The sequence below is a fragment of the Salinicola sp. V024 genome, from assembly GCF_052645315.1.
On sequence record NZ_JBQXYB010000002.1, the window covers coordinates 188,620 to 210,730 of the forward strand.

The 22,111-nt window shown below is 60.1% G+C and carries 14 protein-coding genes; 11 read left to right on the forward strand and 3 right to left on the reverse strand.

From position 1 onward, the window contains the following. Positions 1-382 precede the first annotated feature (382 nt). The 7 genes from ACUN9V_RS04290 (at position 383) to ACUN9V_RS04320 (ending at position 11,598) form a co-directional block, all read left to right on the forward strand. Positions 383-1,174, forward strand: a complete 792-nt coding sequence (locus ACUN9V_RS04290; protein WP_445510466.1) for a hypothetical protein — start codon at positions 383-385, stop codon at positions 1,172-1,174. Positions 1,175-1,194: 20 nt separating this feature from the next. Then, positions 1,195-3,945, forward strand: coding sequence for a rhamnan synthesis F family protein (locus tag ACUN9V_RS04295; protein ID WP_445510467.1), 2,751 nt, complete (start codon positions 1,195-1,197; stop codon positions 3,943-3,945). A 195-nt stretch (positions 3,946-4,140) separates the two neighbouring features. Next, positions 4,141-5,133: a hypothetical protein gene (locus ACUN9V_RS04300; protein ID WP_445510468.1), complete on the forward strand. Its 993-nt coding sequence runs from the start codon at positions 4,141-4,143 to the stop codon at positions 5,131-5,133. 33 nt (positions 5,134-5,166) lie between these two features. Next, positions 5,167-7,011, forward strand: a complete 1,845-nt coding sequence (locus tag ACUN9V_RS04305; protein ID WP_445510469.1) for a glycosyltransferase family 2 protein — start codon at positions 5,167-5,169, stop codon at positions 7,009-7,011. Between the two features lie 11 nt (positions 7,012-7,022). After that, positions 7,023-9,335, forward strand: coding sequence for a glycosyltransferase family 2 protein (locus ACUN9V_RS04310; RefSeq protein ID WP_445510470.1), 2,313 nt, complete (start codon positions 7,023-7,025; stop codon positions 9,333-9,335). 45 nt (positions 9,336-9,380) lie between these two features. Further along, positions 9,381-10,409 (forward strand): glycosyltransferase, encoded by a 1,029-nt coding sequence (locus ACUN9V_RS04315; protein WP_075561209.1) that lies wholly within the window; start codon positions 9,381-9,383, stop codon positions 10,407-10,409. A gap of 238 nt (positions 10,410-10,647) precedes the next feature. Next, positions 10,648-11,598 carry a glycosyltransferase family 2 protein gene (locus tag ACUN9V_RS04320; protein ID WP_157957488.1) on the forward strand — a complete coding sequence of 317 codons (951 nt, stop codon included), beginning with the start codon at positions 10,648-10,650 and terminating at the stop codon, positions 11,596-11,598. A 148-nt stretch (positions 11,599-11,746) separates the two neighbouring features. On the opposite strand, the gene ACUN9V_RS04325 is transcribed toward ACUN9V_RS04320, so the two are convergent. The 3 genes from ACUN9V_RS04325 to ACUN9V_RS04335 all read right to left on the reverse strand — a co-directional run bounded on the left by ACUN9V_RS04325 (position 11,747) and on the right by ACUN9V_RS04335 (position 17,576). Then, a complete protein-coding gene (locus ACUN9V_RS04325) occupies positions 11,747-12,985 on the reverse strand; it encodes a capsular polysaccharide export protein, LipB/KpsS family (protein WP_445510471.1) in 1,239 nt (412 codons plus the stop codon). 379 nt (positions 12,986-13,364) lie between these two features. Continuing rightward, a complete protein-coding gene (ligB, locus tag ACUN9V_RS04330) occupies positions 13,365-15,143 on the reverse strand; it encodes an NAD-dependent DNA ligase LigB (RefSeq protein WP_445510472.1) in 1,779 nt (592 codons plus the stop codon). A gap of 291 nt (positions 15,144-15,434) precedes the next feature. After that, positions 15,435-17,576: a carboxy terminal-processing peptidase gene (locus tag ACUN9V_RS04335; protein ID WP_445510473.1), complete on the reverse strand. Its 2,142-nt coding sequence runs from the start codon at positions 17,574-17,576 to the stop codon at positions 15,435-15,437. A 133-nt stretch (positions 17,577-17,709) separates the two neighbouring features. Between ACUN9V_RS04335 and ACUN9V_RS04340 the strand changes: the two genes are divergently transcribed. The 4 genes from ACUN9V_RS04340 (at position 17,710) to ACUN9V_RS04355 (ending at position 22,050) form a co-directional block, all read left to right on the forward strand. Continuing rightward, positions 17,710-19,026 carry a M18 family aminopeptidase gene (locus ACUN9V_RS04340; protein ID WP_445510474.1) on the forward strand — a complete coding sequence of 439 codons (1,317 nt, stop codon included), beginning with the start codon at positions 17,710-17,712 and terminating at the stop codon, positions 19,024-19,026. 98 nt (positions 19,027-19,124) lie between these two features. Further along, positions 19,125-20,126 carry an N-acetyltransferase DgcN gene (dgcN, locus tag ACUN9V_RS04345; protein ID WP_445510475.1) on the forward strand — a complete coding sequence of 334 codons (1,002 nt, stop codon included), beginning with the start codon at positions 19,125-19,127 and terminating at the stop codon, positions 20,124-20,126. Continuing rightward, a complete protein-coding gene (gene dgcA, locus ACUN9V_RS04350; protein WP_445510476.1) occupies positions 20,120-21,100 on the forward strand; it encodes an N-acetyl-D-Glu racemase DgcA in 981 nt (326 codons plus the stop codon). Before dgcN ends, dgcA begins: the two co-directional genes overlap by 7 nt. 86 nt (positions 21,101-21,186) lie before the next feature. Continuing rightward, positions 21,187-22,050 carry a D-amino-acid transaminase gene (locus ACUN9V_RS04355; protein WP_445510477.1) on the forward strand — a complete coding sequence of 288 codons (864 nt, stop codon included), beginning with the start codon at positions 21,187-21,189 and terminating at the stop codon, positions 22,048-22,050. Positions 22,051-22,111 lie beyond the last annotated feature (61 nt).

Consider the following 22,111-nt stretch of genomic DNA (forward strand, 5'->3'; position numbering starts at 1 on the left):
GTCAGCCTGCTGTTCGTCGTATCGACACCATGAAAAAGATGAAATCTTCGGCTCCCCGTCAGACGCGCCGAAATGAATAAAGAAACGTCACGATTCGTGGCCAATAACATATCGACGAGGCGTCATCATGCAAGCCAAGAATCGAGCACTACATGAGTTCGGGGCAACCTTTCTTGGGCCCGCGCTGCACGTGTATGCCGAATCCATTGAAGCGGAATCCGACGGCCACCTGCCTGTCTGTCTGGCGCGTGAGGGGTGGTGCTTCCATCGTCTGCTGACTCGCTTGCAGCGTGAATCGTCGATCGATCTACAGCATAACCCTGTCTATCTACGGGTGTCCCGGACGCTGCTTTTCCGCGCCATGCTGGGGTCGGAGACGATCATGCCGATGGCGCTGAGCAATGACTTTGCGGGCAGCATACTGGACCTCATGCGAAAACGGTTCGGTCTCCAGCTGCATGAAATCTTTTCGGCATTGCCGTTCGAGCTTCTTCGCTTCAACTGCGAGCTACCCAAGGACCGGGACCTGGTTCTGCAATGGCTGACGCCACACTTCAATGCCTTGAAAAGCGTCGTTTCTCCGACATATCGGTCATTGGTTGCCTATTTGAGCCGAAGTGGCTTGATGGACCCCGACAAGCGGCCCCTGATGCTGGATCTGGGTTACTCCGGCACGATTCAGAAAATTCTGACCCATATTCTGAAACGGGATACGACCGGTCTCTATTTCATCGCGACCAAGCCGGGTGACTCGGCGATCAGCGATCACCATGCACTGTTGAAGGGTGTTTTTCATGAGGGAGTCGGATGGCGCGACGGCTGTACCATGCTCGACCGCTCTCTGCTTTTCGAATGTCTGTTGACTGCGCCTCACGGACAGATGGTCGATATTCGCCAGAAAAGCAATCGGGAATTCGAATATTTCTATGGGCGTGAAGCGGCAACCCAGCGCCACTTTCAGGATCTGAAAACGGTCTTCGATGGTGCAATCGATCATGTCCTGATGTGTCGACGTCATGGTGTGAATTACACGAGCGAAGATGTGCAGGATCTCTATGAAGTCTTTGCCACTCGCCCCAACTGCATTCCTCATGATGTACGGCACCTTTTTAACGTCGATGACGATATCGCCGGTAACGGTATGGTCAGCCCGATGCAAATGTTCGCAATATAAATCAATAGGCGGGGGCCCACATGAAACCAACGGGAAAAATGATGTCGCTACTACCGTGGCTATTTCAGACCCAGATCGCCAGTGAAGCCCGCAGGAAAAGGCTGGCTGCCGAAGAAGTCTTGGGGATGGATGACAATATCGTCACACCCCAAACCCGACCAGACCTAGACACTGAGGAAGAAGACCGTCAAGAACCGCACATCGATAGTCATAGCTTCGTCACTTTGACTGATGCCGGTGTTATCTCGGACGCCGCTGCGAACGATAATTCACCTGCCGCCGAGTGTAGAACATTCGTTGGCAGTAAGGCCCTCGAAGGCGAAACATCAGCTACCGAAAAGATGCATCCTGATAACGATGACACGATGGTTGCGGTTGGCGATGTAGCCAAAGACCAACCGTTGTCTGAAAGCGATATGGCCGACACGGATAATGTCGTCATCGGAAAAGAACGAGCCGCCAATGACGACATCATAGGCGTAAATATCGATGCAGCTGAGGATGATGCGAAGATCGAGGCTACTGCGGCCGACAGTGAAGATGCAACTATCGAAAAGGACAATATTGCCAACGACGGGATTATGGGCGTGAATAATGGTGCAGCTGAGGATGAACCTGCTATCCATGAAGCCGCCGCGCTCTTACTAACCACGCCCGCTGGACAAATCCTTGCAACTCATGACGATTCTCTGACTGCGGAAGAAATCGCAGTCGAAGCTGAGGGGGATGATGATGAGACGAATCATCCTGGAAGAGCATTCGACAGAGGTCTGGTAGTCAGCGAGGGTCCGGCCGACGGGGAAATGAGTCGCGTCCAGTCTGGGTCGGATCGAGGGTTACGGGTAGCGGATATGCCCTTAGGGGAGACAGCCGGTAATGGTAGTGCCCACGCTGCCATGATGGGGCAGGCGTTCATGGACGCGCTCGGCACGGGGTTGTTCGATCCCAAGTGGTACCAGGCTACCTACGGTTTACGCTTCTCGACGCAACGCGAAGCCTTCGATGACTATATTCGTAAGTCCCGCTTTGCCCCGGTGAACCCGTCACCACGCTTCGATAGCGAGACCTATCATCGGATGTATATCGATGTCTTCCATGCTCAGCAGAGTCCGCTACAGCATTATCTGCTGCATGGACGCAGCGAAAATCGCAAACATGTACCTGCGTCAGTACGCTGGTATCCCCGGGAGATCATCGAGTCCGGCAACACGCTGACCCAGGCGGCTAGCGAGCTGAAAGTCGCGCTCTGCCTACATGTTTTCTACGTCGACTTCCTCGATCGGTTTGCCAAGGCGATCGAGCAGTTCCCGGTGGTCGTGGATGTCTATCTGACGCTGGCGGACGCCAGCTTCGAAACACATGCTCAGGAAGTGTTCGGCAAGCATGCGCGTGTTGGCAAGCTGGAGACTCGTGTAGTGCCTAACCGCGGGCGAAATTTCGGTCCGGCCCTGGTGGAGTATGGTCAGGCGCTACAGGGCTACGATCTGTTCTGTCATCTGCACTCCAAAAAGTCGCTCTATTCGGGCAAGGAACAGACCCAGTGGGCAGAGTATCTGATCGAATATTTGCTGCGCGACACTTCGGTCATTACGCGCCTGTTGAATGCCTACGCGGCTGATGAATCGTTGGGGCTCTACTACCCGACCACGTTCTGGATGATGCCTTCCTGGGTCAATCATCAGACCATGAACAAGGGCTTCATGCGCGAATGGCAGCAGAAGCTGGGGCTGAAACACGTCCCCGAGTTCCTGAGCTATCCCGCAGGGGGGATGTTCTGGTCTCGCCCCGGAGCCATGAAGGGGGTGCTGGATCAGACATGGTCCTATGAGGACTTCCCGGAAGAGCCGTTGCCCAACGACAACTCGATGCTTCACGCGCTCGAGCGAATTCTCGGCCCGCTGGCCGAGAATCTCGGCTACAAGCAGCTGTTTTATTACCCGCCTACCGGCCAGTTTACGACGGATAACGGCTACATCACCGCGAGCTATCACGGTCGGCTGGAGCAACACATCGCCAGTATCCAGGCGCATGCCTGCATCAGTTTCGATGTCTTCGATACGCTGGTTCGCCGTGAGTTCACCGTGCCCGATTACGCCAAGCTGAAGCTGGGAAAAATGCTGGCCGAGCAGGGATTCGTCAGCTCCGCCCAGGCATTCGTCAAGCTGCGCAACGATGCCGAATCGACGCTGCGCCAGCGGGCCAATTATCAGGGTGACGTTCGCATCGAGGCCATCTACGACGAGCTGGCAGATCAGCTGAATGTGGATTCCGAAGCGGCTCAGGAATGGATGGAACTCGAGTACGAACTCGATCTCGAGATGATTCAGCCCAAGGACGAAATGGTCGAGCTGTTCAACCATCTCGCCGCACACGGCCACATTCTCTGGGTCATCTCCGACACCTACTACAACCGCGAACAGGTGGGACTGATGCTGCGCAAGGCCGGTATTGCGGCGGCCTATCGGTTGATGGTGTCGAGCGAAGAGCAGCTGCGCAAGGACAACGGATCGATGTGGCGCAAGGTGAAGCAGGATCTCGCCAACGAAGGTATCGATCGCCATCTGCACATCGGCGACAACGTGGTGGCTGACGCCCAGATGCCCGGCGACCTCGGGCTGACGACGTTCCATATCCTGCATCCGATGGATAAGTGGGCGGCGTTGGGATTCCCGGCAGTACTGCACGGCGCGGATGCGCTGGATGAAATGGAAATTCTCAAGTGGGGCCGCTTGATCAACGAAGTGGGCCGAAATCCATTCATTGGCGAGTGATGGCACTGGCTGATTCGAGCGCCTGGCCGACACCTGGTGTCGGGTTGGCAACAAGAAATCTCGCAGTTGATCTGTCTTCGACGGGCCGAGTCATCCGCTACCGATGGCCGGCGCCGTGCGACGACAGAAGCCGTGGTAAAGGGCGCCGGGAATCCTGGACGTGATGGTTATCAATTTAGTGGTCGAGGGGGATGCGTGACAGCCGATCCAATGCGCGCGGATATCCGCGCCACGATGAACATCTGTTTTACCGCCCTCACCATGGTGCGTGGCGAGAGTGACATCGTCTGGTCATCGCTGCTGCATCATGCCCGCCTGGGGTTCCAGCGTTTGATTGTCATCAGCTATCTGGAACACGACTTTCTGCGCCAGTGCGTCGATAAGCTACGCCAGGATTTTCCTGGCCTGGAAGTCAATCTGGTCGAGCTGGAGAGCCGTGGCCATTTCGGCAGGCGCAAGGCGTTTTACGTCAACCGGGCGTTGTCATTGTTCGTCGATCCCAAGATGGAAAACTTCGTCTACTGCTTCGATGCCGACGAGTTTCTTTCGTTGGGGCCGTACCCGTCGATAGGCGCGTTCTTCTCCGCGTTCGCCGCCGAGTTGCCAGACAGGGTGATCCACGGAACGACAGGTGAGTGCTTTCCGCTGCCCTGGCTCAACCTGATACCCAAGCGTCGCCACTACGAGGAACGGGATCTGAGCGGTCAGTTTCTCGAGGGAGAGTATCTCTGCGTCGACAGCCGTCAGAACAGTCGTCACAAGGTGCTGTTTCGCAAGCGCCCCGGCACGCGCGTGCACATGGCCTATCACCAGGCGTTCGCGGGGGAGAAGGATGTCCCCATTCTGCCGGAGCCCGAGGCCTTGGCGTTCGTCGAAAAGAGCGGGGCCTGCGTCTATCACGTTCCGTTACGCAGCCCCGGCCAGTTTCGGGATCGGCTGGAAGGACCGATGCGACGCGTCATGATCCATTCCGTCAGCGGTCACCCGGCCACGCCTGCCGAGGCGTCTTTCGATATCGCCGCCGAGCTCTACTCGGCGTGTACCGCCAGTCAGCCTCGATTCACGAGTCTTGCCGAAGCCGCAGATGTCTTCGGGGAAGCCATTACCGATAGAAAGATCCGGGCCATCACTCGATTCATCTACCGTCATCGAGTGGACGTCGGCCCGGTTTTGGGATCGGCGAAGTAGTCGCCGCCCCGAGTTGCCTGGGAACTTACGCCAATGATTTCACGCACCGCCAATCAACCCCGTTATCGATTTGCGATGGTCGCCATCGTCAAGAATGAACGTCAGTACCTCCCCGAGTGGATTGCTTACCACCAGCTGATCGGCTTCGAACACTTTTATATCGCCGATCACGGCAGCAGCGACGATACCGAGCTGTTGTTGGCGAAATGGCAAAGCCAGGGATTGGTCACCGCTTGCCAGTGGGAGCCTGAAGAACGAGCACAGATCCTGTGGTATCAGCACGTACTCGAGCACCACGGGCATGAATCGACCTACATGGCCTTTATGGATGTCGACGAATTTCTGGTGCATCCGCACTGCGACAGACCGTTGGAATGGCTAGCTCCCACACTCGCGTCGGAGGAAGTGGGCGCGGTGGCGATCAACTGGCGAATTTTCGGGTCTTCCGGGATGCGGTTTCGCCAGCCGGGAGGCGTATTGGAGCGATTCAGCATGGCCAGCGATTGTGCGCGAGTCGTCAACTGCCACGTGAAATCGATCGTCAAACCTTCGCGGGTACTGTCGATGACGCCACATACGGCACAGCTGAAACCGGGTTATCGCTATCTCTCGGCGGATGGCCAGACGGTGGATTTCATCGAGGGCAAGGCGCAGTCCGGGCGCACCCAAAGCGTGATCGACACGCCGATGAAGATTTACCACTACAACATCAAATCGCAGGAGGAGTTCGTCGATACCAAGATGTCCCGCGGACGCGCCAACATGGGGCCGATGCACTCCCGCGACCTGAGTTATTTTAACCGCCACGACATGAACGACGAGTCGGTCCAGTTCTCGTCGGAGCTTTTGAGTCGCGTTCGCAAGGCCAGTCAGGATCTCGCTCCCGAAGCCTTCCCGGCCCGGCGCCAGCCGTGTTTCTTCGTGCATATCCCTAAGACGGCGGGGACGAGCTTTCGCCTGGGCGCCAAGGCCTATCTCGGTGAAGACCGGGTATGGCACGACTACGGGGAAAAGGAGCCTGAAACCGCTCCCGAAGTGGTGCGCTGGGGCTATGAGCGCCGCGATGTATGGCAGCTGTGGCAGACGCTTTGCGCCCAGGATGTGAAACTGCTTGGGGGCCACGTCCGGTTGGACAAGTACGCGCATCTGGCGGGGCTGCGCCACTGCTTCTCTTTCGTGCGTGATCCCTTGCAGCGCCTGGCCTCCGATTATCATCACTTCGTTCGTCACCATGGCTACCAGGACACGTTCTCGGCGTTCTACCGTCGCCACGACATGATCAATCGGCAGAGTCGCTTCCTGGAGTCGACTCGAATCGAGGCTTTGGGATTCATCGGGCTGACGGAACGCTATCCCGAATCGCTGGCGATGCTGAACGCACTGTATGGCTGGGAAATTCCGGGTATGGCCAAAAATCTGGGCCACGCGTCGCTGGATCATAGCTATGACGTCGATGAGGAAGACGAAAACGCCTTACGGGGGCTGAATGCCGAAGATTTTCAGCTCTATCAGCAGTGTCAGCGGCTGTTCGATTCCCGGCTGGCGCTGTTCGAGCAGGGTCGACCCTTCGTCCACGGCGCGATTCAACAGTGCGTGGCCGACAAGGTGGTGGGCTGGGCCTGGTGGGCCGGCGACGACAGCCCCGTCGAGATCGATGTCTGGGTCAACGATCGCAAGGTCGGTCGCACGCTGGCCAATGCGCTGCGTCCCGGGATGCTGCGATGGGGCGCACCGCGCGGCGCTTTCGTGGGTTTCCATCTGCCGCTCGAGGCCGGTCAGGGGGACATCGTCGATTGCCGCGTCACCCTGACCCAGCAGTCATTGGGTCGCCATCGCGTGCAGCGAACCGTCACTCTCCAGCCCGTGCTGGAACCATGAGGGGCGTACCGATGCAGACCTCGCTGTCGTCGACCTCAGCTTCCAGGGACTGGATGTTCTGGCGCGGCCTCAAACGCTCCACGCGAGTGGTCTGTTACCCCCGTCTGAAGCCCATTCATCAGCTCGAGGCCCTGACGGTCGATGACGGTGTGGCTGGCCTTTATAACTGGCGTTCGCTGGGCAACGATCCGCAATTCGCCTGGCGTCGCCAGCTACCCCTGCCGGGCTGGAACATGCTCGAAATCGGTATCCGCCATGATCAGCCGAGCGGCTCGGCGCGGCTATATGTCGATACCGGACAGGGATTCAACGAGGCGGAAAGTTTTTACCTGACGCTACGGCCGGGGCGGATCGCCAAACGGTTGTGTTTCATCGGGGCCGGTATCCGAGGAATCCGCTTCGATCCGCTGGAAGCGGAAGGGTGCTTCGTCGTCGATCATCTGCGGCTGGTGTGGCTAACCCCATGGTTCGCCCACGATCGTCTGGCTCAGCGGCTGGCCAATCTGCACGGTCAGTGGCTCGAGACGCCCAAGGCCAGGGTGCTTGCCCAACTGAAGTTGAGCGCACAGGCGCAGAAGCTTCATTGGCGCGCGCTGGCGTTGAAGCAGTACGAGGAGACTTTCGTTCGCCTCTGTCCGCGCAAGAGCTATCGGCAATGGCTGGTACAGCAGCCGGTGCTCTCCATCGAGCAGATATCTCGGCAGCTGACCACTTTTTCCTATCGTCCGCTGATCTCGATCCTGCTGCCGACCTATAACCCCGTCATCAAGGATCTCGATCACTGCATCGAGTCGGTGCTGGCCCAGCATTATCCTAACTGGCAGCTATGTATCGCCGACGACGCCTCGACCGATCCCCGCGTGCATGAACGGCTTTCCCACTATGCCGAGCGGGATTCTCGCATCGAGGTGGTCTTTCGCCCGACCAACGGCCATATCTGCGCGGCCAGCAACACCGCGCTGGCACGTGCCCGCGGTGACTATGTAGCGCTGCTCGATCACGACGACCGTCTGGTGCCGGAAGCGCTCTACCACGTGATCGAGACCTTGCAGCGACAACCGCAGGCGGCGCTTCTGTACAGCGACGAGGACAAGATCGATGACTTCGACGAGCGCTTCGACCCGCACTTCAAGCCGGCGTGGAATCCCGACCTGCTGCTGGGACAGAACTATGTCTCGCATCTCGGCGTTTATCGCACCGAGCGCGTCAACTCTCTTGGGGGATTCCGCCAGGGCTTCGAAGGCAGTCAGGATCATGATCTGACATTGCGTTTTTGTGCCGGACTCGATCCGGACCAGATCGTCAGAATTCCGCATGTGCTCTATCACTGGCACGCCGGTCAGGGCTCGACGGCGTCGGCCGCCGTGGAGAAGGCGTACACCGCAGATGCCGGTCTGCAGGCGGTGCAGGACTACCTGACTCGGCACGCCGCAGGCGCGAGTGTCGAGCCGGGGAAATTCCCCAATACCTACCGTGTCCGCTGGCCGATCCCGGATCCCGCTCCACTGGTGAGCCTGCTGATACCGACCCGCGATCAGGTGTCGATCCTGCGGCCCTGCGTCGAGGCGATACTCGAGCGGACGCGCTATCCGCATCTGGAACTTCTGATCCTCGACAACGGTTCGACCTGCCCGCAGACACTGGCCTTTCTCGATGACATCGCGACGGACCCGCGGGTGCGCGTGCTGCGTTGGGCGCAGCCGTTCAACTACTCGGCCATCAACAACTTCGGGGCGCGTCACGCCAACGGGCACATTCTCGGCCTGATCAACAACGATATCGAACCGATCAACGAGGATTGGCTGGAAGAGATGGTCGGTCAGGCCTGTCGCGACGAGATCGGCTGTGTCGGTGCCAAGCTCTACTACCCCGACGGCACGGTCCAGCACGCCGGCGTCCTACTCGGGGTTGGCGGTGTCGCCGGCCACGCGCACAAGTACTTTTCGCGTCACGAACCGGGATATTTCAGCCGTCTGCATCTGGCGCAGAATTATTCCGCCGTTACTGCCGCCTGTCTGGTGGTGCGCAAGTCACTGTTCGATGCCGTGGGCGGTCTCGACGAAGAGAATCTGGCGGTGGCGTTCAACGATGTCGATTTCTGTCTCAAGGTCCGGGAAGCGGGTTACCGCAACCTGTGGACGCCGTTTGCCGAACTCTATCACCACGAGTCCGTTTCTCGAGGCGCCGACGACACCAACGCCAAGCGGCAACGGGCGAGCCGGGAAGCGGATTACATGCGCCGGCGCTGGCGGCATCGACTGTTCGATGATCCGGCCTATCACCCCAGCCTGACACTGACTTACGAGGACTTTTCGCTGCGTTGAGTCGCAGCGGGAAGAATGAATTTCCAGCCTACGAGGGGACTGATCATGAACTATCCGCGCTGGGTGGTTTTGAGTGATGGAACCTGTCCGACCGAAGATATCTACTTTCTGAAATCGGTGGCTCCGTGGCTGCAATCACGTGGCATCGAAGTCAAGCGGATCGACACCAGCTACTGGCGGCTGCCGGTCATGTGCATGCCCTGGCTGGTGGGCGAACTGCGCGATGCCCACATCCTCGTCTGCCGGTCGCTCAACGGCGCCTGGATTTCCTGGCTGGAAGACAACCGTCACCGTTTGTCCACCATTCGCTATCTGATCGACGACGATGTCGATGCCGCTGCGCAAGACGAAGAGCTGCCGGAAACCTACCGGCGGCGAATGGCGCATGTGGCCTCTCACTTGCAGCCACGCTTGCTGGCGATCGCCGACGAAGTGATCGCCTGCTGTGAACCGTTGGCGAGACACTTCAGTCGTCGTCACGATTCGGTTGCGCTCCTGGCCCCGTCATTGATTGCGGCGATGCCGAGTCACGATCATTTTTCGATGCTGGCACCCTGTGTGGGGTTTCACGGTTCTCGGGCTCACCTGGCCGATCTCGAGAACATCACGCCGGCGCTGGTCGATATCCACGAACGCAACAAGGCGTTGACGTTCGAGATCATGCTGGGAGGATTTTCGCCGGTCTCGCTACGCGGGTTGCAGCGGGTCCGGACGCCCAAGCCTCTAGGCTGGCGGGCCTTTCAGCGCTACCGCGGTCGTCAGCGAATGCATATCAGCCTGACGCCGATGCGCGACACGCCGTTCAACGCCGGCAAGACCTATATCAAGTTTCTGGACAACGCGGCGATGGGGAGCGTCGGCCTTTACAGTGCGCGTTCTCCCTACCGGGAGATCGTCTCGCACGGCGAGGACGGTTTACTGGTCGAGGACACGCCCGAAGCCTGGCGTTCGGCGATGCAACAGTTGATCGACGATCCGGCGGGCGCACGTCTGATGGCGCAGAACGCCGCTCGTAAGGCGATGGATATCGGTAATCCGGAGAAGGCTCGAGCTTTCTGGTGGGTGCGCCGGTGACACTGAACGGAAAGTGCGGGAATCGACATTATTGCGCTGAGGTCAAAATAGTGGCGTTGAGGTCAAAATGGTGGCGTTGAGGTCAAGAGAATCGCGTTGAGATCGAGAGGATCGCGTTGACGTCAAGAGGATCGCGCTGATCCCGAGCGTCGATCCTGTGTGAGCACGCCGGCTCCGTTTCCCACTTTGTGTCGCCGCCACGGCGGCAAGTATCTTTAACATGACAGGAAGCTCAATCATGAATATCGAATTTACCGCCATTACGATGGTGAGGGGTGAAGAAGACGTCGTCTTCGCGTCTTTCCTGCATCACCTGCGGTTGGGATTCGACCGGCTCATCGTACTCAGCCATATCGAGCACGATTTCCTCAGAGAGTGCGTCGCCGAGCTGCGTGACCGCTACCCGGAAAAGGAGATCGCCTTCGTCGAGATCGAGGACGAACAGGGCTTTTCCAGGCGCAAAGCCGACTATATCAACGGGGCGCTGGATATCTACCTGAAAAAGGACTGCTTCAACGTCGTCTACGGCTTCGACGCCGATGAGTTCCTGACTTTCAAGAACAGGCTCACGGTCAAGGACTTCTACGCGGCATTCGCACAGCGATTCCCGGGGGAAGAAAATCTGAAGCGATTCTACTTCCGGCTGCCGTGGATCAACGTGATCTGCAAGGAGCGGATCGCCTATCAGCAGGATCTGGAAGGCAAGCTGCTGGAGGCCGAATACTGGTCGCTGGGGGAGCAGGCCTCCGATACCAAGGCGCTGTTCATGCATCGCCAGTCCCATCGTCTGCATATGGGTTATCACTGGCTGATGGCCAAGCAGGATGGCACAGTGCTGGAGCCTGAGGCCGAGATCATGAATTTCGCCCGGGAGTGGGAAGCCTGCATCTATCACTTGCCGCTACGGAGCGTGGAACAGTTCTTCGCGCGGATGGGCAACTACGTTTCCAGTGCGGCGAAACAGGAAAAGCACAACCGCTTGAGCCAGTTCTTCATCGACAATCCGCACATCAATCGCCAGCACTTCTTCGAGATGTGCATCGCGCCGACGCCGAGTTATCCGAGTTACGAAGCGCTCAAGGCGGATATGGGGCCGGCGATCGAAGAGATGGTCTTGATGGCGTTCACCAAGTTGATGGTGAAACCCCGAATCGACATTGGAAGGGCACTCTCTCCGGCTAATTCCTAGGCGGATTCGACGACCGAGCGGGTAGCCAAAAGAGCGGCCGGGTGACAATCACCTGGCCGCTTTTCTTTGTAAGGATAGGGACGGTTCGTCAGCAGAACGGATTGCTCGAAAGCTACCGAGAATCGAACCTAGGGTTTGTACGAAAAGTCTACGAGGCGACCGGTAGGCGAGAGTCCCACAGTAGCCGCTCGATAGGGGAGATGTCCTGGGTCAGATGCGCCACGGCATTGATCACGGCCAGGTCGATGCCTTCGCGATCGTAAAAGCCGCCGTTGATCTGAGTGGCATGAATGACGACTTTGGCGAAGCTTCGAAACAGGCGCCTCTCGGGACCGATCGGATAGCGCCAGAAGTCCTCCAGAGTACTGGCGGAGGTCAATCCAGGCAGGCGGTAGATCGACTCCCCCAGTGCCAGGGTCGGGCACCCGCTCTCCAGCGCTGCAAACCCTTCGCGGCCATTGATCGTTACCAGCCCCGAAGCATGATCGATCAGCGTTTTCAAATCGATCCCGGACAGGAACACCAGTCGCTCGCCCAGGTCGGTTTCTCGCGCCAGATCCCGTAGTCGGCGAACGTAGCCCGTAGAAGCCGTTCCCTTTGGATCGAGAACGACCAGCCGTGTATGTCCCGGTGCGAAACGGGCAAACGAGCCGACGACCCGCGTCACGCCTTCGGCCATATCGGCATAGGGCGAGTGGCAAAGAATTTGGCTATCGCCATCCTGCTGGAGCGGAAACAGAAAGAACGGCTGCCTCTCGTCGAGCAGTCGCCGACAGCGGATGGCAGATCGGCGTCGACCTCGGCCGATGAGTCGTCGATAGTCGATGTCGCCGCAGGATCGGGTGTGACGGCGCGTGTGGCGAAATCGCAGCCAATCGGTCATATCGGCCAGCTGGTAGCCGATATTCCGCACCAGATGTGGTGTGAGGCGCTGCTGGAAAGGTCGGGGAGGCAGCGCGTGAGGGATGGTCGGGCCAACGCTGTGATACCACTCGGGATCCCGCGGAAGCAGCGAGTAGCCGTCGACGCCTTCACGCTCGAGTGTGGCCCAGTAGGGTTGAAAGTACCCGGGCGCCAGAATGTGGTTACGAATGCCGCGTCGTCGCGCTGCGCCCAGCACTCCCTTGTGGACGGGCCGACGGTCATCGAAGGCAACCTGGTCGGTGATGCCATGACGTCGCCACAGGTCGGTGACGAACTCGCCCAGCATGGGCAGGGGATCACGAAAGGTTTCCGCCGATTTCCCATGCCATCCCAGCTGATCTCCAACGGTGAAGTTGACTTTGACGACCCTGTGGCCGTCGTCACTGAGTCGCTGCCCCAGCTGGTCGAAGAAGCGTGAGCGGGGACCTTGCAGGAACAGGAAGGATCGCCTTGCGGGGAACATCGTGTCGATCCCTCTCTCTGGTTATGGACCTTCGGGTATGGACCTTCGGGTATGGACCTTCGGGTATCAGCCTCTGAGCGTGGCCATTTGGAGCTGGACGACCGGATAGAGGCATTGCCTGTCGGCGATAGGTCGTTCGGACATATCGATGAGATATGCCACGGAAGGCCGCCGGTACGCAGACACGAGGTGACTGTAACGCGACTTGGCAGCCCCGCCATGCCGCGTTTTCTTGAATCGGACGGTGGTTTAAATGGTTCTGCAGAGATGAGTCTTGTCAGACCGACTTGCCGTCACCGGCAAGTGGCCTGACAGGCGTTCGACCAGATTTCGACGAATGCTGGCGGTAGGGCGGGGTGCTGAAGACGGGACTGGCGATTCACAAGGTCGTCGTCGGCGTTTGGAAAATCGTGTCGAGCAGGGCATCGATGGTGGGGTGGTGGAAGAAGGTCGCCAGTCGTTCGCTGCGGACGACGCCGATGCCATCGAAGGTTTGCCAGGATGTCGCCGAGCGTTCGCGCAGCCGGTTCAATGAGGGCGCGAGTGCCGCCTGCTCGACGGCTGCTGGTATCGGTGGCATGCCCAGAGCGACGAGCCACTGTCTTTGGCTCGCGTTCTCGGCCTCGTCGAACGCGCCGATCCACTGCCGAGCGCGCGTCTCCCCGACGCCAGGCAGGGCTTGAAGCTGGGCGACATCCAGTTGTCGCCAGGACAATAGATCGTCGACCAGGCCGGCGTCGACCAGCGCGGCCCAGGCGGCGGGGCCAATGCCGGTCATGTCCAGGCCGTGAGCGCTGCCCAGCCATTCCAGCCGGGCCAGGAACTGTTCCCGGCAGCCGGGTGTCAGGCGCAGACAGGACAGCGCGTCGTAGCGTCGAGTGTCGGGCAGCTCCAGCGGCTGTCGTGGCGTGGCCGGTATCACTACCCGGTCGATCTGGGCAATGGTGGCGCCGGCGAGAGAGATCGAAACCTGATCCCCGGGGTGAACATCCAGCGTTTGCCAATGATCCAGCGAGCCCAGGCTGATCGAACTGACTTCGCGGTCGTCGAGCAGGACCGGATCCAGTCGGGCGATCGGGGTCAGGCGGCCGGTTCGCCCGACCGAGACGTCGACGGATTCGACCACGGCCAGCGTCTGCGCCGCCGGATATTTCCAGGCAATGGCCCAGCTCGGCGGCTGCGGCTGCCAGTGTTGCCCCGACGGGCGCTCGCTCCGCTTGATTACCACGCCGTCGGAGGCGAAGGGTAGTCCGGTGCGATACCAGCGATCGCGCCAGTGTTCGACCTGTGCCAATCGGTCGGTCGGGGAGGAGCCCTCGATGCGCCGGGTGTAATGGGCGGTATCGACGAACCCCAGCTGCGTCAGCTGTTCGAGCCGGCTGTTACCGGTCACAGGCCCATCCGGCCAGGCCCAGGCGAAGAAGCCGACCGCCTCGGCATCCTGCGCCGATAACGTCTTCCGGTTCATCAGTCCGGCGACCTGTGAGCGCGCCGAAACACCGCCATCCCGGGCCTGAACGTGGTCGGGCAGTCGCAGGAAGAGCTCACCTTGAAGTGTTATCGGTGCCTCGTTGCCCAGCTGTTGCGGGATGCCGGCTATTCGTTGGGCCTGGGCGGTCCAGTTCTGTCCATACTCGCCGTCGCCTCGACTGATGGCGGAGGCGAGCTTGCCACCGCGATAGACCAGGGTGACCGCGACACCATCGACCTTGGGCTGAATCCATAGCGCCCGCCCCGATTGCCGCGACAACCACTCACCGACGGCCTTTCGATCGGGCAGTTTGTCGAGTCCGGTCTGAGCGAAAGGGTGCTTGAGATCGTCATTAGCTGACGAAGGTGTGGCCTGGTGGGTTGTCGCGGCAGCTGGCTCGAGACAGCGACGCCAGCGCTGCCAGCGACGTTTGGCTTCGTCGTAGACCCCGTCGTCGACCAGGCGTTCGTGACGTTGATAATAGGCCTCATCCCACCGCTCGAGTCGTCGAGTCAGTGCCTCGTAAGCGCTCTGCTGTTGTGCCCTAGCCGCGCCAGGTGGGCATGAGATCTCCAGCGTGCCGGGGTGAACTGCAGGAGTGGGGCTGGGATGGATTGTGTCCGCCTGGGCAATTCCTGATAGACCCAGCCAGAGGAGCACCGCTGCTCGGATCAATGTCGCCATCATGATGTCGCTCTCGAGTCTTCCAGACGTTCAACGACCGATGAGCGATTTTCTGAACCCTTGTTTCTGAATCCTTGTTTTCTGAACCCGTGTTTCCAAGCCCTTATTTTCTAAACCCTAGGCAGGCCGGGTTCGACGTTGCGGCTGCCATCAAGCATTAAACGAAAAAAGGGCCTTGCGAGTTCGCGAGGCCCTTGGCTGATGCTAAATTCGACTGGCTAATTCTGGGTTCGACACGTCGGAGCTTACTGGTCCGTACCTGGCGCCGGATGACCGCACGCCGGGCGCGATAGATTATCCGTTGGACTTCAACTGCACGTAGTCAAGCAATATCTGCGAGGTTTCCTGCAGTTCGGCGCGATCGATCGGTTTGGCATCGTCGGAATCGGCTGCATCTCCCTCGCTGCTATCGTCGGCAGCCGCGCCTTTACCGTCCTTACTGCCGGAACCTTCGCTCGCCTTGTCCTCGGCCTCGCCCGACGTGCTCCCATCTTCGCGGGCATCGGTCCAGTGCTCGAGCGGTTCCATTCCCAGCGCTCGGCGTCGTTGATTCTCCAGCGCCAGCTGCTCGCTTTCCTGGGCGTCCATCTCGCGCTGACGCTGATCCTTGTTGAGACTGATGCTGGTCTGCTGATCGCGTAGACGCTTACTCAACTGGGCCTGCTTCTCGAGATAGACGAAATCGGGATCGTTGGCGATGCGTCGCTCGTGACGGTCCTGCAGTCCCTCAATATACCGCCACGGCTCTCCATAGAGGCGGTACTGCACCGGGCGTACTCGATCCCAGGGCAGGGCGTTGTCGAGGGCGCTTTCACCGATCTCGTCGGGGTCGATCAAGCTGGGATAGAGAATGTCCGGTTCGACGCCGCGATGCTGGGTGCTCTCGCCGGAAATCCGGTAGAACTTGGCGCGTGTCAGCTTGATCTGTCCATGGCTGAGATCGGTCAGGGTCTGCACCGTGCCCTTGCCGAAGGTTCGACTGCCGACCACCAGACCTCGACCGTAATCCTGAATCGCACCGGCAAAGATCTCGGAAGCGGAAGCGGAGAGGCGGTTGACCAGCACGGCGAGCGGGCCGTCGTAGGCGACACCGGCGTCGGTATCGCCATAGAGGTTGATGCGTCCCTGAGCGTCGCGAACCTGTACGGTCGGCCCGCGGTCGATGAAAAGGCCGATCATCGAATTGGCTTCCTGCAGCGCGCCGCCGCCGTCATTGCGCAGATCGAGCACGATACCTTCGACGTCTTGCGCCTTGAGCTTGTCGATCTCCTTGGCGACGTCGCGGGTGGTGCTGCGATAATCGGATTCACCGGCTTGCCAGGCGTCGAAGTCGACATAGAAAGCCGGCACCGTGATGACCCCGATCTTGTGCGTCTCGCCATCACGCTTGACCTGCTCGATCCGGCTGTGAGCGGCCTGGTCCTCCAGCTTGACGGTATCGCGAGTGATTCTGACGGTGTGTGTGCGCGTCACGTCGACGGCCTTGGCGGGAATGACGTCCAGACGTACCGTCGAGCCCTTTTTCCCACGAATCAGATCCACCACTTCATCGAGGCGCATGCCGACCACGTTGACCATGTCGCCATCTTCATCCTGACCCACCGCGACGATACGGTCCGCCGGTTGCAGCACGCCGGCCTTGTCCGCGGGTCCGCCGGGTACCAGGCTCGATACCTTGACGTACTCACCGTCGCTCTGCAGCAGTGCGCCGATGCCTTCCAGCGACAGCCGCATCTGAATATCGAACGATTCGCTCTGCTGCGGCGAGAAATACTCGGTATGAGGGTCGACGGTGCCGGTGACTGCCGCCATCAGCAGCACCAGTACATCTTCGGCGTTGGTCTGGCGTACACGGTTGAGCTGGTTGGTGTAGCGATCATGCAGCGTCTTCTGGATCTCCTGCGGCGACTGGTCGCTCAGCGACAGCGTCAGCGCGGCATTCTCCAGACGTTTGTTCCATAGATCGTCCAGCGAACTCTCGCTTCCCGCCCAGGAGGAATCTTCCCGATCGAGCGCCAAGCGTTCGTTGCTGGCGTAGTCGTAGTCGATCCCCTGATCGACTCTTTTCACCAGCCACTGCAGTCGGGCTTCGAGTCGATCCTGATAATGTGAATAGAATGCATAGACACGATCGAGATCGCCTGACTTGAGCGCATCATCGAGTGTCGTTTCCAGATCGCTGAAGTTGTCGACGTCTCGCTGCAGGAGGTAGGCGCGCTGATCGTCGAGGACGTCGAGCAGGCGCTTGAACGCACGCTTCGACCAGGCGTCGTTGATCTCGACCTCGGCGTAATGCCCATACTCCAGCGATTCGGCGACTTCGCTTGCCGCCTGACGTTGGTCATCCGTTGGGGTGGGACCGGCTAGCGCCGTGACGCTCCATGCCAGCAGTAGCAAACACATGGCCGCGTACCGAGCGGCGACAATCAGGGTCATCAATGAAGCACTCCCGGTTTCCTGTACACTCTCTATTCCCTAGAAGACCACCGGATCCATGAATCTTTTTCAGGTCCGGGATTCATTGTAGCAGTCAGTTTGCGTGACTACAGACCGACATCCGAGGAAACCCATGTCAGACCATGCCGCCGACAAGGCTCTCGAAGATCGCTTGATCGATTTCCTTCAGCATTCGCCCTCTCCCTGGCACGCCACCACCAATCTGGCGGCAAGGCTGGAGGCGGCAGGATATCGGCCGCTCAAGGAAACTGACAGCTGGAAGTTGTCGCTGGGCAAAAAATATTACGTGACGCGCAACGATAGTGCCTTGATTGCGTTTCAACTACCTGACTCTTCGCTCGAAGCGATGCGTATGGTCGGCGCTCACACGGATAGTCCAGCGTTGCGACTCAAACCGCAACCGGCGATCGTCAATAAAGGCTGGCTGCAGTTGGGCGTGCAGGTGTACGGCGGGGCGTTGCTGGCGCCGTGGTTCGATCGCGATCTCGGCATTGCCGGTAGGGTTCACGTGCGCCGGGCCGATGGCACCCTGCAGGGTGTGCTGCTCAACGTGGCGGAACCGGTGGCGATCATTCCCAGTCTGGCGATTCACATGGATCGCGAAGCCAACAATGGCCGTGCGTTGAACGCGCAGACGCAGATGGCGCCGTTGATGATGCAGGGTGGGGACGCGCCGGATTTCGACCGTCTACTCAAGCAGTGGATCGAGCACGAGCACGCCATCGAGGTGGCGGATATCGTCGATTTCGAACTGGGCTTCTATGATGTACAGCCGCCGGCGCGGGTGGGTGTCAATGGCGAGATGATCGCCAGTGCCCGACTCGACAACCTGCTTTCCTGCTTCATCGGTGTCGAAGCACTGTTGGCGGCCGACGGTCGGCAGGGCGCGCTGTTCGTCGCCAACGATCACGAGGAAGTCGGCAGCGCCAGTGCCTGTGGCGCCCAGGGCCCGTTTCTCGCCGACGTGCTGCGGCGCGTGAACTCGGCGCTGGGTGAGCCGGGCGACGAGGGCTTCGTGCGGCTGATCCAGCGCTCGCTGATGATCTCCTGCGATAACGCTCACGCCGTTCACCCCAACTTCACCGACAAGCACGACCCGAACCACGGACCGTCACTCAACGCGGGGCCGGTGATCAAGGTCAATGCCAGCCAGCGCTACGCCACCAACAGCGCCACCGGGGCGCTGTTCCATGAAATCTGCCGTGAAGCCGGCGTGCCCGTTCAACAGTTCGTGACCCGTGCGGACATGGGCTGCGGCAGCACCATCGGACCGATCACCGCGACCGAACTTGGCGTGCCGACCATCGATGTTGGCGTGCCGCAGTTCGGCATGCATTCGATTCGCGAAACGGCAGGCAGTCGTGACCCGGCGTATCTGATCCGCGCGTTGAAGGTATTTTTTGACCGGCCCGAGCTGGCGATCGATTGAGTCTTCCGCCACATTGGCAAGACAGCCACATAAAGCGATGAAAGTGCTCGCTGGCTGGCTGCCGAGCGGCTTTTTCCTTTGAAACGAGTAGTGATGACATGCTCAAGACTCCCTATCTGTTGTTCCTGGGCGATGTGCCCGATCCGTTATCTGCCAAGGTCGCTCAGGGCATTCGTGACTGGCGCCCGGAGTATGCGTTGGGGCAGTACCGGCTACCCGGCTGCCAGGCGGATATGAAGCTTCCGGATCTCGACATCGATGCGGCGGTGGCCCAGGGGGCCAGAACGCTGGTGATCGGCGCGGCGAATCGTGGTGGCGTGATTTCCCGCAGTTGGATCGCCGTGCTCAAGGAGGCGCTGGCCGCGGGGATGGATATCGCTTCCGGCCTGCACAACCTGCTGCGTAATGAGCCGGAGCTGGTGGCGGCGGCGGAGAAGTACGGCGGGCGCCTCATCGATGTGCGCGTACCCCAGGTTCAGTATCCGATCGGCGACGGCAAGAAGCGCAGTGGCAAGCGCTGCCTGGCCGTGGGTACCGACTGTTCGATCGGCAAGATGTACACCGCCTTGGCGCTGGATATCGCCATGCGCGAGCGGGGCGCGAAGTCGAGCTTCCGTGCCACCGGTCAGACCGGCATCCTGATCACCGGTGAAGGCGTGCCGCTGGATGCCGTCATCGCCGATTTCATGGCCGGTTCGATCGAATGGCTGACCCCGGACAACGATGACGATCATTGGGACATCATCGAAGGGCAGGGCAGTCTGTTCCATCCTTCCTACTCCGGCGTCACCCTGGCGCTGATTCACGGCGGCCAGCCGGATGCGCTGATTCTGTGCCACGAACCCACTCGCACGCATATGCGCGGCCTGCCCCATTACTCACTGCCGACGCTTGAACAGCTGCGCGATACGGCGTTGCCGCTGGCGCAGGTGGTGAATCCCGCTTGCCGGGTCGTCGGCGTTTCGGTCAACACCGCCGCCATGCCGGTCGACGAGGCGGATCGCTATCTGGCCGAGCTGGAAACACGATTGAGCCTGCCCTGCGTGGACCCTTACCGCCAGGGCGCCGAGCGTCTGGCGGAGGCGGTGCTGGCATGCTGAAACTGACCGTCGAGGAGCAGGTCTTCCCGCTTGCCGAAGTCTTCACCATCTCCCGTGGTTCGCGAACCGAAGCGCGTGTGGTGATCGCGACGTTGAACGACGGGACGCATGCCGGGCGCGGTGAGTGCGTTCCCTACGCGCATTACGGCGAGTCGGTCGATAGCGTCATCGCCGAGATCGAGTCGATGCGCGATGCCTTGGCAAACGGTATGGATCGCCTCGAGCTGCAGACGCGACTGCCGGCCGGCGCTGCGCGCAACGCCCTCGACTGTGCGTTCTGGGATCTGGAAGCCAAGATTGCCGGCAAGCCGGTCTGGGCGCTTGCCGGCATCGATGAGCCCAGAGCCGAGATCACGGCCTTTACGCTATCCCTGGACACGCCGGACGTCATGCGCGAGAAGGCCAGGCGTCACGCCGATCGGCCGCTGCTCAAGCTGAAACTGGGTGGCGAGGGGGATATCGAACGCCTCGAGGCGGTTCGTGAGGGCGCGCCGGAAGCGCGGATCATCGTCGACGCCAACGAGGGATGGGACCGAGAAGCCTACCAACGTCTGGCGCCGACCCTGCTGGCGCTCGGCATCGGCATGGTCGAGCAGCCGCTGCCGGCTGGAGACGACGCGCCGCTGGCGGAGATCGAACGACCGCTCCCGGTCTGCGCCGACGAGTCTTGTCACGATCGCCGCTCGCTGCCGAACCTGGTGGGTCGCTACGATATGATCAATATCAAGCTCGACAAGACCGGTGGCCTGACCGAGGCGTTGGCGCTCAAGCAGGAGGCGCTGGCCCAGGGTTTCGAGATCATGGTGGGTTGCATGGTGGGATCGTCGCTGTCGATGGCGCCGGCGTTGCTGGTCGCGCAGGGGGCGGCGGTGGTGGATCTTGACGGACCGCTGTTGCTGGCGCGGGATCGTGAGCACGGCATGCGTTTCGACGTTGAGGGTGTGCACCCGGCAACGCCCGCTCTGTGGGGATGAGCAGTCGTCATGGAGCTACACTCTGCGTCGCGAGGTTCAGCGACAATCGGCCTGAACATGAAGACAGATACTAGAGACGGCATGAGATGACACAGCGCACGGTTTACGTGAATGGCGATTACGTCGCGGAACGGGACGCCAAGGTATCGGTCTTCGACCGCGGTTTTCTGCTCGCCGACGGGGTCTACGAAGTGTCGTCGGTGCTGGATGGCAAGCTGATCGATTTTTCCGGGCATATGCAGCGGCTAAAGCGCTCGGCCGGTGAACTCGAGATGGCGTTGCCGTGGAGCGACGAGACGTTGTTGGAGATCCACCGCGAGCTGATCCGACGCAACGCGCTGGAGGAGGGCATGGTCTACCTGCAACTGACGCGAGGCAGCGCCGGCGATCGTGATTTTGCCTATCCGGATGCTTCAACGCCGCCGACGCTGGTGCTGTTCACCCAGGCCAAGGCCCTCGTCGATAGCCGCAGTGGCAGCGAGGGTATTCGCGTCGCGACACAACCCGATTGGCGCTGGACACGGCGTGACATCAAGACGGTACAGCTGCTCTATCCGGCGATGGCCAAGATGGCGGCGAAAGCGGTCGGCGCCGATGATGCCTGGCTGGTCGAAAATGGCATGGTGACGGAAGGGGCCTCCAACAATGCGTGGATACTGACGCACGACGGCGTGCTGGTGACGCGCGAGCTATCGCACGCCATCCTGCCCGGGATCACGCGGGCCGTCGTTCTGGAAATCGCCGCAGCGTTATCGTTGGATGTCGAGGCGCGCGCTTTCAGCGTCTCGGAAGCACAGAGTGCCAGAGAGTGCTTCGTGACGTCGGCATCCTCGTTCGTCACCCCGGTCATCGCGATCGATGGGGTAATGATCGGTGACGGCCGGCCCGGCGATGTCTCGCGCCGATTACGGTCAGCCTATATCGAGGAAAGTCGCCGCCGCGCTATCTGAGTCGCATTCGAAGGTCGTGGACGGTCATTCGATATTCAGCGAGCCAACTGAACCTCCAGCA